The organism is Streptomyces sp. XY431, from assembly GCF_001279805.1.
Taxonomy (GTDB): Bacteria; Actinomycetota; Actinomycetes; order Streptomycetales; family Streptomycetaceae; genus Kitasatospora; species Kitasatospora purpeofusca.
Map to the genome: position 1 here is coordinate 1 of NZ_LGDO01000126.1, position 11,704 is coordinate 11,704.

6 protein-coding genes are annotated in these 11,704 nt (G+C 74.4%); 5 read left to right on the forward strand and 1 reads right to left on the reverse strand.

From position 1 onward, the window contains the following. Window positions 1-116 precede the first annotated feature (116 nt). The gene (locus ADK60_RS15915) at window positions 117-788 is read left to right on the forward strand and encodes a response regulator (RefSeq protein WP_053646674.1); all 672 of its coding nucleotides are present in this window, start codon (window positions 117-119) and stop codon (window positions 786-788) included. A 37-nt stretch (window positions 789-825) separates the two neighbouring features. Here ADK60_RS15915 and ADK60_RS15920 read toward each other — a convergent pair whose 3' ends face one another. Next, the gene (locus tag ADK60_RS15920) at window positions 826-1,074 is read right to left on the reverse strand and encodes a hypothetical protein (RefSeq protein WP_053646664.1); all 249 of its coding nucleotides are present in this window, start codon (window positions 1,072-1,074) and stop codon (window positions 826-828) included. A gap of 483 nt (window positions 1,075-1,557) precedes the next feature. Between ADK60_RS15920 and ADK60_RS15925 the strand changes: the two genes are divergently transcribed. From ADK60_RS15925 to ADK60_RS15940, 4 genes are read left to right on the forward strand one after another with little or no spacing between them, the layout of a single operon-like run. Continuing rightward, the gene (locus ADK60_RS15925; protein WP_053646667.1) at window positions 1,558-2,274 is read left to right on the forward strand and encodes a hypothetical protein; all 717 of its coding nucleotides are present in this window, start codon (window positions 1,558-1,560) and stop codon (window positions 2,272-2,274) included. Window positions 2,275-2,292: 18 nt separating this feature from the next. After that, a complete protein-coding gene (locus ADK60_RS15930) occupies window positions 2,293-4,248 on the forward strand; it encodes a DUF6603 domain-containing protein (protein WP_053646668.1) in 1,956 nt (651 codons plus the stop codon). Next, on the forward strand, window positions 4,245-7,109 hold the full coding sequence (locus ADK60_RS15935) for a hypothetical protein (protein WP_053646670.1): 2,865 nt from the start codon (window positions 4,245-4,247) through the stop codon (window positions 7,107-7,109). The genes ADK60_RS15930 and ADK60_RS15935 overlap by 4 nt, the downstream gene beginning before the upstream one ends. Continuing rightward, entirely contained in the window at window positions 7,106-11,659 is a 4,554-nt protein-coding gene (locus ADK60_RS15940) for a hypothetical protein (protein WP_053646672.1), read from the forward strand. Before ADK60_RS15935 ends, ADK60_RS15940 begins: the two co-directional genes overlap by 4 nt. Window positions 11,660-11,704 lie beyond the last annotated feature (45 nt).

Consider the following 11,704-nt stretch of genomic DNA (forward strand, 5'->3'; position numbering starts at 1 on the left):
CCACCCCCGCCGTCCCGACCGTCCCCGCCGTCCCCGCCGTCCCCGTCGTCCCCGTCGTCCCCGTCGTCCGCGTCGTCCTCGCCGACGACCAGCCCCTCGTCCGGGCCGCCCTGGAGATGGTCATCACCGAGGCCGAGGACCTGGAGGTGGTCGGCGAGGCCGGGAACGGCGCCGAGGCGGTCCGTCTCGCCGAGGAACTGCGCCCCGACGTCGTGGTGATGGACATCCGGATGCCCGTGCTCGACGGCATCGAGGCCACCCGCCGGGTCACCGCCGGCCCTTCCCCGGCCCGGGTCGTCGTCCTCACCACCTTCGACGAGGACGAGAACGTCTACGCCGCCCTGCACGCCGGTGCCTCCGGATTCCTCGTCAAGGACATGGCCCTGGACGACATCCTGGACGCGATCCGGGTGGTCGCCGCCGGCGAGGCGCTGCTCTCCCCGAGCGTCACCCGCCGCCTCATCGCCGAGTTCACCGCCCGCCCGGCCCCGGGCCAGGCCGCCGCACCCGCGTCGGCGTCCGTACCCGCGCCCGCGCCCGCGCCCGCAGGGGTCGACCGCCTCGCCGCCATCACCGACCGGGAACGCGAGATCCTCACCCTTGTCGGCCGGGGCCTCGCCAATCCCGAGATCGCCACCGAACTCGTCCTCAGCCCCGCCACGGTCAAGACCTACATCACCCGCCTCCTCACCAAACTCGCCGCCCGCGACCGCGTCCAACTCGTCATCCTCGCCTACGAGTCCGGCCTGGTCCCGCTGGCCGCCGACGCCCCGAAGGACCGACGGTGACAGCGGGTCGGCCCCCCGTCGCGGGGACTACGGAGCCTCAGTTCACGGCGTGGGTCATGTAGTGGACGGAGCCCTCGACGTCGGACTCGGCGAGTTCGGCGATGTTGCCCCTTCCCTGCTCGTCCTCGCGGATCTGGACGGAGCCGAGCAGATCGTCGGGGTCGGAGCGGGCGGTGTCGATCATCTGCACGGCCGAGGGGATGCCCCGGACGACGGACTCCAAGGACCCCAGGCCGAGCTCCTCCGGCGGAATGGACTCGGCCAGGTTGGCGATGGCCTCGTTCACCGCCAGATCGAAAGGATCGAAACGAGACGAATGACGGAATGCGACCATTGTCACTCCGCTCCGGAAGCTCGGTCCACTCCTCCCGGTGACAAGGTCCGAGGGGCGCAAAGAATCTCACGGAAGGTATTGGAGCACCCGCAGGCTCGGGAATAGAGTGGGTCACATACCCGACAACTTGCCCTGCCGAGAGCTCTTTCCCGCAGGTCGACCCCGCTCTTGAGGAGATAGGTCCGGCACGTCCTGGCCCATTGCCGCCGGCCCGGAACCGGCGCTTCATCAGATCGGCGACCGATTCCCGGGGGCGGTGCGGCATTCCGCGGTCCGATCGGTGGCACAGCGGCGACACAGCGGTAACACAGCGGTGGCAGAGCGCCACCGGCACGCTGTTCCCGGATCGATCACAATCCGTGGCCCGGGCCGTGAATTATCACTGCCCGTGATATTTCCCGGCCATTCTTCCGGACCCGCCGTGAGGAGTCCGCCATGCCCCAGCTGAATCCCTTCCCCCACGACGGCGAGGGCGGACTCGGTCCGTCCGCCTCGGCCAAGGGCTGGCACCAGGGGTACGTCGCTGCGGTGAGCTCGCCGTCCGAACTGCCCCGGACCCCGGCGGTGCGCAGCACCGAGTTCATGGACGCGTTCGACCTGGGCGCGGTGGCGGGCCGGGCGGACGGCCTGGCCGAGGGCTGGCGCTGGCGGTACTTCGGCGAGGACGCGCGGACCGGTGCCGACACCGGGCAGGGGCCGCAGCCGGCGCGGAGCCCCGTCGAGCCGGTGAACGCCGGGGAGGGCGGGCCGGCGAGGGCGGGCTACCCGCTGGCCTGGCACTGCGTGGGCGCGGCGGCGCTGCGGGTGGTACTGGAGCAGTTCGCCCCCGGCTCCGACCGGGAGTTCCCCGGCCTGCGCCTCGACCGGGTGTGCGCCGACAAGGGCGTCGGCCACCTGTACCTGCCGGTCCGGCTGGTTCCCGGCGACCCTCCGGCCGAGCCGACCGGCGACCCGCTCGGCGACCAGGGGTTCTGGCACGGCACAGCCACCGACACGCTCGCCGACGCCGCCGCCGACGGTCCGGACGGGCCCGACGCACCGGAGACCCGGGCGCCGACCTTCCTCGGCCTGGTCCGCTACCGGCCCGCCGGGGAGCACGATTTCTGGGACCTGCTGCCGGCCGGCGGCCGTATGCCGCCGACGCGCGGCTGACGAGGAGCGAGGTGTGCCATGGGCGGCATTCCGGGGCTCGACCTGGAGAGGCTGGCGGACGGTAATCTCCCGGACACGCTGAAGATCGACCTGCCGTTACCCCCCGTGCAGCTGCGCGGCCAGCTGGACCGCAAGGGCTTCACCGAGTTTTCGGGGGTGCTGAGCGCGGCGATGCCGGTCACCACGGTGACGGCCTTCGGTCAGATCTCGCTGGGCCGGCCGCCGGCGTTCATCGTGCTGATGGGCGCGACCTTCCCCGAACCCGGGCTGCAGATCGGGCTGGGCTTCGCGGTCAGCGGCATCGGCGGGGTGGTGGGCGTCAACAAGGCGGTCGACCGGGACACGCTGCTGGCCTGCATCGCCGACGGCACCGCCGGTGAACTGCTGTTCCCGCCCGACCCGGTGGAGGCCGCGGTGCGGGTGATCCCCCGCCTGGCGTCGCTGTTCCCGACCGTTCCGGGGCGGCTCGTGGTCGGGCCGATGTTCCGGATCTCCTGGGGCGGCCGGATGGTCGACCTGTCGGCGGCCGTGGTGGCCGAGCTGCCCGATCCGGTGCGGCTGTCGATCCTCGGCATCCTGCGGGTGATGGTGCCCGATCCGGCGGCGCCGGTCATCGAGCTGAAGGCGACCTTCGCGGGCCAGTACGACACGGCCGAGCCCAGCGCCTTCCTGATGGCCTCCCTGACGGGTTCGCGGATGGCGGGCATTCCGCTCGACGGTGACGTCCTGGTGCTCAGCCGGGGCGGGGACGACCCGCTCTTCGTGCTCAGCGCGGGCGGCTTCCACCCGGCGTTCCCGGTCCCGCGCGGGGTGCCGAAGCTGCACCGGCTGGCGATGGACCTCTCCCCCACGCCGTGGCTGCAGCTGCGCTGCGAGTCGTACTTCGCGGTGACCAGCAACACCGTCCAGTTCGGGGCGAAGCTGTCCCTGGTCGCCGAGATCGCGGACTGCGGTCTGCGCGGGCAGTTCGCCCTGGACGTGCTGATCCACTTCAAGCCGACGATGTCGTTCACCGCGTCGATGCGCGGCGCGCTGTCGGTCGAGGTGTTCGGCGAGACCCTGCTGGGCATCGCGTTCGAGCTGATCCTGGAGGGGCCCACCCCCTGGCACGCGGTCGGCCGGGGCCGGATCAAGCTGTTCCTGTTCAAGGTGTCGTTCAACTTCGACCTGAGCTGGGGCGGCGGGCCGCCGCCGCTGCCCGCCTCCACCGTCAACCTCGGCGACGAGCTGGTCAAGGCGTTCGCACAGCCCTCGGCGTGGAGCGTGCTGCCGCCGTCCGCCGCCGACCGCAGCCCGGTGCGGCTCGCCCCGTTCGCGAACCGGCTGCTGGCCGAGGGGCGGCGGGTGCACCCGCACGGCCGGCTGGCGGCCCGCCAGCACGTGCTGCCGCTCGGGGTGGACATCGCGCGCTTCGGGCACGCCGCGGTCGACCCGCCGGAGCGGTGGGACATCGTCGAGCCCCGGCTCGGCGGCGAGGACTCCCGTGAGGGCTCGGTCTCCGACTCCTTCGCGCCCGGGCAGTTCCTGGACCTGACCGAGGACCAGCAGCTGAGCACCGACGCCTACGCCCAGTACCGCTCGGGCGTCAGGTTCGCCCCCGACCTCTCGGGGCCCGAGGACTCGGCCTTCGTCGGGGTGGAGCTCGGCTGGGAGACCAAGATCGTCCAGGATCCGGTGCCGATGCGTTCGCACATCCGGCGCATGATCCGCTCCCACGCCCATGTCTCCGCCGAGCAGGTGGCCGCCGCCGCCTCGATCCGCGACGCCCACTGGTGGCAGACCGCCGGGCCGGCGCTCCGGGTGGCGGCGGAGCAACCGCTCGCGGCGGTGTCCAGCTGGTCGATGACGCAGCTCACGGTCGCGGCCGCGCCGCCCGCCGGCGACGCCGGGATGCCGAACGCCGAACTGCGCGGCCTGCTGGGCGGCCGGGGCGGGGTCCGGGTGGTGGAGGCCTGGGAGGCGAGACTCCGATGAGCGGCGACGACCTGGAGTTCGCGCCGTACCTGCAGAGCCCGGTGGCCGCGTCGATCCCCCACACCGCCACCAACCTCGAACCCGACCTGGCGCCCACCCTCACCCTGACCGGGCCGCGGGACCGGCGGCTGCCGGTGCAGGGCCGGGGCCTGCGGATGCTCGGCCCCGAGGGCGTGGTGGGCCTGGACACCCGGCACATCCTGCGCGTCGAACCGGTGCCCGGCAGCACCGACGTGGAGCCCAACTACCTGCCCTTCGTGGAGTTCGACCTGCCCGAACTGCCCTGGCTGTTCACCCCGGCCAGGGCCACCGACGGACACCTGCGGCCCTGGCTGCAGCTGATCGTGGTGGAGGCCGCCGGGCACGCCGTCCAGCCGGGCAACCCGTTGCCCTTCGTCGATGTCGAGATCGGCCTGCTGCCGCCGCTCGACGACGCCTGGCAGTGGGCGCACATCCAGCGGCCGGCCGGACAGCGGGGGCCGATGGTCTCCCGGCTGCTCTGCCCGCGCCGGCTCCAGGGCAACCTCGACTACCTGGCCTGCCTGGTGCCGTCCTTCCAGGGCGGGGTGACCGCCGGGCTCACCGGCGGCTTCGCCGAGATCGACCAGCCGGGCGACGCCTGGCCGTTCCCCGGCCAGGGCGTCTTCCGGCTGCCCGTCTACCACTCCTGGGGCTTCCGCACCGGCGAGGAGGGCGACTTCGAGCAGTTGGCGACGGCCGTGGTGCCGCTGCGGCCGGAGGAGGCCGGACTGCTGGGCGGGCGGACCGTCGACGTCACCCGGCCCTGGCTGCACGGCGATCCGCTCGCCTCCGGCGACCCGGCGGCCGGCCGGCAGACCATCACCGTCCAGGGCGTCCTCACCCTCTTCGACCCACCGCCGGGCACCGTCACCCAGGCCGCCCTCGACGACTTCAGGACCAGGGTCGCGGCGCACATCGACCGCGGCACCGAGACCGAACTCGCGCCGCCGCTGTACGGCGGCCACCCGGTGGTCGCCCGGTCCGTCGAACCGGGCGCGACGGGCTGGCTGGCCGAGCTCAACCTCGACCCGGAGTACCGGATCGCGGCCGCCCTGGGCGCCGACTGGGTGCGGGAGAACCAGGAGTTCCTGATGGCCCGGGCCTGGGACCAGCTGGGCGCCGTCCGGGAGGCCAACCGCAAGCTGCAGGAGACCGTCTTCTGCACCGCGGTCGCCGACTCGCTGTACCGGCGCCACCTGCAGACCCTCTCCCCCGGCGAGCTGATGGCGGTGGCCGCGCCGGTCGGCGACCGGGTCCGCACCGACAGCGGACTGCCGCTGCGGACCGAGGTCGCGGTCAGCCCGGCCCCGACCGCGCTGGCCGACGCCGCCTACCACCGGCTGCTGCGCCGGCGCGGGCCGCTCGCCCGCCGTGCCTCCCTCGACGGCGACAGCCTGGCCCGGCGCACGATGACCGGCGCGCTGCTGCCCCCGCTGGCCGTGCCGCTGGTGACCCGGCCGGGCACCTCGCCCACCGTCGAGGTCGCGGCCGGCGACGCGTTCGCGGAACGCGTCGACGGCGCGCTCCACTCCGCCGCCACCCGGCACACCACCGGGATGCTGCGCACGATGGCCGCGGTCGCCCCCGCCGCGCTCGCCAACGGCTTCACGGACCAGGCCGGGGCGATCACCTCGCTGCTCGCCCCCTCGATCGGGCGGATGGCGGGCGAACAGGAGGGATTCGCCGCGGACTCCATGACCGCGGACGACCTGCTCATGTCGGAGCAGCTGTTCGACTCCGGGACGGTCGAGCCGCTCGTCGGCGACCTCACCGGCATGACGGAATCGCTCCCGGACGGCTTCGGCATGACGCTCTCCGCCCCGTTCACCGTCCTGGCCGGCCAGGAGTCGATGACCGACGACCCCGGCAGCCAACTGCTGCAGTACGGGGTGCCGATCGACCCGGACGCCTACAAGGAGCGGCTGGTCGGCGCGCTCGACCCGACGCCGCTGCTGGCCGCCCGGCTGGAGGACCGGATCACCGTGACCGGCGAGTCGCTGGTCGCGCTGCCCGAGCAGATCACCGACCCGGTGATGGTCTGCCCCGACTTCCCCGCCGCGATGGCGCTCGCGATCAAGGAGAGCGAACCCGACTGGTTCCTGCCCGGCATCGCCGCCGTCCCGGACGACCGGGCCGTCCTGCTGAAGGCCAACGGCCCGTTCATCGCCGCCTTCATGGTCGGCGCCAACGACGAGCTCAACCGGGAGATGCGCTGGCGCGAGTACCCGACCGACCTGCGCGGCAGCCCGTTCACCCACTTCTGGCCGCGCCCCGACGGCCTCGCCGACATCCCGCCGGTGCACGGCTGGGCCCTCGACGGCGCCCTCGGCAGCCACCTCGCCATGGACGCCAACGACCTGGACGTGCTGCTGATCCGCGGCCGGCTGGTGCACCGCTACCCCGGCATGATCGTGGCCGCCGTCCCGCCCGCCGCCGTCCAGGACCCCCTGCTCGCCCCGGACACCTGGGTGGCGCCCCTCATGGTGCTGCCCATGGACGAGCGCACCTGCGCCTACGCCTTCCAGCTGCCCCCCGGCGAGGACATCCACAACTGGTGGATCGTGCTCGCCGAGAACGGCCGACGGCTGCGGTTCGGCTACGACACCGCGCCCGGCACGGGCGCCGGCATGAAGACCTGGGACGACCTCAACTGGGACCGCGTCCTGGTCAACGGGTTCGCCTCGCTCGGCCGGATGCCGGCCGACCCGCCGGTCTCCGAGCAGGAGCACCCCCGCACCGACGGGCGGAGCTGGAACTCCGCCGACGTCGCCCGGGTCACCCTGCAACGGCCGTTCCGTCTGCTCCGCACCGCCCGCAGCCTGATGGGAGAAGCCCCGTGACCAGCGAGATCGCCGCCGCGCACCGCGCCGTCAGCGACGCCCGGGTCGCCCTCGACTGGTCGAGGACCGGACTCGCCGGCTACGAGAAACGGGTACTCGCCCAGGAGACCGGGCTCGAGGCCGAACACCTGGCCGCAACCCAGGAGGTGGACGCCGCCCAGACCCGCTACCAGCAGGCCCGTGAGGCCTACCGGGACCTGGCGACCGCCGAGCCGCCGCTCTGGTCCGAGGACGGCTCCGACCCGCTGGTGCTCCTCCCGTTACGGCTGGAGACGGTGTACCGGGGCCTCGGCGGCCCCGAACCGCAGCTGTGGATCCGGGCCTACCCCGACGACATCCACGTCGACTCCCACGAGACCGGCCTCACCGCCGAGGAGCGCGCCGCCACCGAGGCCTACTGGGTGGAGGTCTGGACCGCCGGGCCGAACGAGGAGGGCCGCGCGGCCGCCTGGAGCACCCTCGTCGCGGCCATCGGCCCCGGCCGGGCCGCCTGGGCCGTCCGCGCCCTGCGCCCGCAGGGCCCCCGCCCCGACACCGAGACACCGCCGGACGGGATCGTGGCCTCCCCGGAGCCCTGGGTCGCCGAACCGACCATCGTCGACAGCACGTTCACCCGCGCCGCGCACAGCTACGTCCTGCCCGACCGGCTGGTGTTCTCCGGCTACGAGACCACCGGTGACGGCCAGATCGGCCTGCTCTGGCGCCAGGAGGGCGAGCCGATCGCCGCGACACTCGACGTCGGCCCGGCCCCCGGCAAGCCGGTGCCACCGCGCTGGCTCGGCGACTTCGACGAAGCCGTCCGGGTCGGCATGGGCGTCCGGGTACCGCTGACCGGACTGCGCACCGACTTCAGCCTGGTCACCGTCACCGGCGTGCGCGGCGGCGGCTCCGCCGACACCGCGCAGCTGCTCACCACCCTGCTGGAGGCCCACCGCTGCACCGACGGCCTGGCCGTGCTGCCCACCGGCACCCCCACCAACAACACCGACGCCACCCGCTCGGCCTGGCACCCGCGCACCCCGCCCGAGCCGCCGGACCGCGTCGACGAGCAGCAGGCCGCCCTCGCCCCCGGCAGCACCCAGGCGGCGGCACGGGCCGCGACCGCGCTCGGCGGGACCGCCGCCGCCGTGCTCGCCGAGGCCACCGACGGACTCACCGACGACGAGCACCAACTGCTGACCCTGCTCCAGACCGCGGCCGGCGCCTTCTCCGCCGCCTCCAGCAACTGGCGCACCCTGGAGGGCACCACCCTGCCCGACCTCACCTTCCTGGTCTCGCACTACATCCACCACGTCCGCGGCCGGGGCCTGCTGCCGACGCTGCGGGTCGGCAACCAGCCGTACGGGCTGCTGCCCGTCACCTCGCTCGACCTGTGGCACGGCAGCGAGGTGGACCTGCGGATCCTCAACCACATCTCCGGCTTCCGGACCCTGGTCGAGTCGCAGGCCTTCCGCTCCCCCGGCGTCGGCGCCGGCGGCGACCCGGACCAGGTGATCAACGACCTGCTGCACCGCCTGCCGGCCTCCCGGCGGCTGCGGTACATGCAGCAGGACATCGTGAACGCGCCGTTCGAGCCGCCGCCGGACACCCCGATCGGAACCGTCCCGCACGACAGCCTGTTCACCTGGGCGCTGCCGCCCTCCCCGGACTTCGTCCCCTTCCCCGTGGAGTTCCTGTGCGACCAGCGGCCGACCCCCGAGATGGTGGAACTCGCCCGGGCCCGACCGGTCCGCTTCATGTGGGGCTTCTGGCAGCAGGCGCTCGCGCAGCTCGCCACGGGGCAGGGGGCCTCGCCGGAGCTCCTCGCCGGGATGCTGGCCCTGTCCTCCTCCACGGAGGCGATCAGCACCGGCCGGCTGGGGCTCTTCTACCACTACGCCACCAACCTGATGTTCACCTACGCGTTCCACGTGGAGGAATTCCTCCGGGCCGGCACGCCGGTGCCCGCCCCCGGGGTCGGGCTCAAGAACGGCGAGCTCGTCACCGCGGCCGGCTTCGCGCCGCAGTTCCTCGACTGGCTCTCGCTCGCGTTCGAGCAGCTCGCCGCCGCGGAGGACCTGTCGCTCATCACCCCGCCGCCGCCCGGCCCGTCCGAGCCGCCCCTGCCCGAGGGCGCGGACCTGCCGTACGCCGACACGCCGCGCCTGGAGCTGCTGCTGTGCGAGGCGCTGGACACCCAGACCCACCGGCTGGACGCCTGGATGTCCTCGGTCGCCCACGCCCGCCTCGCCAAGACCCGGGCCACCCGCCCCGACGGCACCCACCTGGGGGCGTACGGCTGGGTGGCCGACCTCCACCCGCGCCCGGAGTCGCTGCCGCCGGAGGAGCCGCTCCCCGGCGACGAACCGGGGCCACCGGCCGGGGAGGGCGAGGCCGGTGAGGGCGGAGAGGGCGGTGACCCCGGTGAGTCGGGCGAGTCGGGCGACTCCGGCGAGTCCGGCGAGCCGCAGACCAACGACGGCTACCTCCTCGCCCCGTCCCTGCACCACGCCGTCACCGCCGCCGTACTGCGCTCCGGCTGGCTCAGCCACACCGACCGCCAGGCCTTCGCCGTCGACCTCAGCGCCGCCCGGGTCCGCCGCGCGCTCGCCGTCGTCGACGGCGTCCGCTCCGGCCAGAGCCTCGGCGCCCTGCTCGGCTACCGGTTCGAACGCGGCCTGCACGACAACGGGCTCGACGCCCTCGTCGCACCCGTCCGGGACGCCTTCCCGACGCCCCGCCTGGTCGACCCGAGCGTTCCCGGCAGCGACGAGGCCAGGACCGCGATCGCGGCCCGCGACGTCGTCGACGGACTGGCCCTGCTGGCCGACTGGCGCGCCCACGGCGAGCAGTTGCAGGACATCCTCGGCAACCTTCCCCCCGAGGACCTGCCCCTGCTCGACGGGGCCACCACGCTGATGCTGGAACTGGCGGACACCCTCGACGCGGTCGGCGACCTGCTGCTCGCCGAGAGCGTGCACCAGCTGGTCGCCGGAAGCCCGCTGCGGGCCGCGTCCTCGGCCGACGGCATCACCCGCGGCGACCGCCTGCCGCAGGACTTCGAGGTGGTCCGCACCCCGCGCGCCGCCACCGCCCTGACCCACCGGGTCGCCGTACTCACGCCCGCCGGACCCGTTCCCGGCTGGGACGCGACCCGGCCGCTCGCCCAGCTGGAGCCCGCCGTCGAGCGCTGGTGCGAGGCCCGACTCGGCGACCCCGGCGGCTGGCGGTTCGACTTCGGCGACCCGGCCGCACCGCTCACCCTCACCCTCGCCGACCTCGGCGTCTGCGCGCTCGACGTGGTCCTCGGCGCCGGGCCGCCCGGCAGCCGCGACGCCGACCCCGCCGAGCAGGACACCGCCCTCGCCCGCCGACTGCTGCGCCAGGCCGCCACCCGCGCCGGCGCCGCGACCACCCCGCCCGTCACGGCGACCGGCGCCGCGCGGTTCGCCGAACTGCGGCTGCTCTGCAACGCGCTGGCGGGCGTGCTCACCGGCGCCGAACCCCTGCTCACCTCCCACCTCGACCAGAGGAGCGGCGACGACTGGGCCGGCGCCGACCTGACCGGCTTCGCCGCCCGGGTGGAGAACTGGCACAACGCCACCACCAGCGCCGTCGCCAATCTGGTCGAACAGGTGAAGGTGCTGCCGGGCCTCGCCGACACGGTCTCCCGCACCCTGGACAGCCTCGCCGATCTCGGGATCACCTCCGCCTACAGCCTCGGCCCGCCGACCGACGAGGCCGGGATCGCGGAGCTGCGGAAGCAGGCCGCCACGGTCCTCAACCGCTTCGCCGCCAACCCGCTCGCCCCGCTGCCCGGCCCCCCGCCGGAAGAGCCGGCCGCGGCGCTCGGCTGGATCACCGCCGTCACCGCCGCGGTGTCCTCGGCGCTCGCCGGCACCCTGCCCGTCCTGGCCGAACTGCGGCTCGGCGGCACCCCCGCGGGCGACGCGCTCACCGCCGGGCCGCCGGAGGGCGCGGACGAGGACGGCACCGGCAACTGGCTGGTGCAGATGGAACGCGTCCGGCCGAACGTCCGCACCCTCGACGACGCGCTCGCCGCCGCGGAGGTCCTGGCCGACACCCCGCCCTGCGGCACGACCGTCGTCCAGCTCCCCGCCGGACAGCCCTGGATCGCCCGCGGCCCGGCCCCCGTACCGTCCAGGACCAGGCCCGCCGCCCGCCACAGCGCGCTGCTGCGCACCGACGGCGCGCCCGATCCGGACCACGTCGCGGGACTCCTGATCGACTCCTGGACCGAGTCCGTCCCCGAACCGCCCCCCGCTCCCCCCACCGACGCCCCACCGCCCGAGGGCGACGCCGAGCCCGCCGTCGAGGAGCTGGGCGGACTGGCCTTCCACTACAACCAGCCCGACGCCCGCGCCCCGCAGGCCCTGCTGGTCGCGGTGCCGCCCGACCCGCTGCGCGGCTGGCGGATGGAGGACGTGCACGCGATCGTCGAGGAGACCTACGCCGTCGCCCGGATCCGCAGCCTGGACCTCAACGACCTCACCGAGCTGCGCGGGCTGCGGCCCGTCCAGACCAAGTCCCCGCCGCACCAGCTGGCCTGATCGCTCGCCCCGGGAGCCCGTCGAGCGCGGAAAGCCCGTCAGGAG

Coding starts and splice junctions, on each gene's coding strand:
- ADK60_RS15915 (WP_053646674.1), top strand. CDS start 117: ATGGTCATCACCGAGGCCGAGGACCTGGAGGTGGTCGGCGAGGCCGGG.
- ADK60_RS15925 (WP_053646667.1), top strand. CDS start 1,558: ATGCCCCAGCTGAATCCCTTCCCCCACGACGGCGAGGGCGGACTCGGT.
- ADK60_RS15930 (WP_053646668.1), top strand. CDS start 2,293: ATGGGCGGCATTCCGGGGCTCGACCTGGAGAGGCTGGCGGACGGTAAT.
- ADK60_RS15935 (WP_053646670.1), top strand. CDS start 4,245: ATGAGCGGCGACGACCTGGAGTTCGCGCCGTACCTGCAGAGCCCGGTG.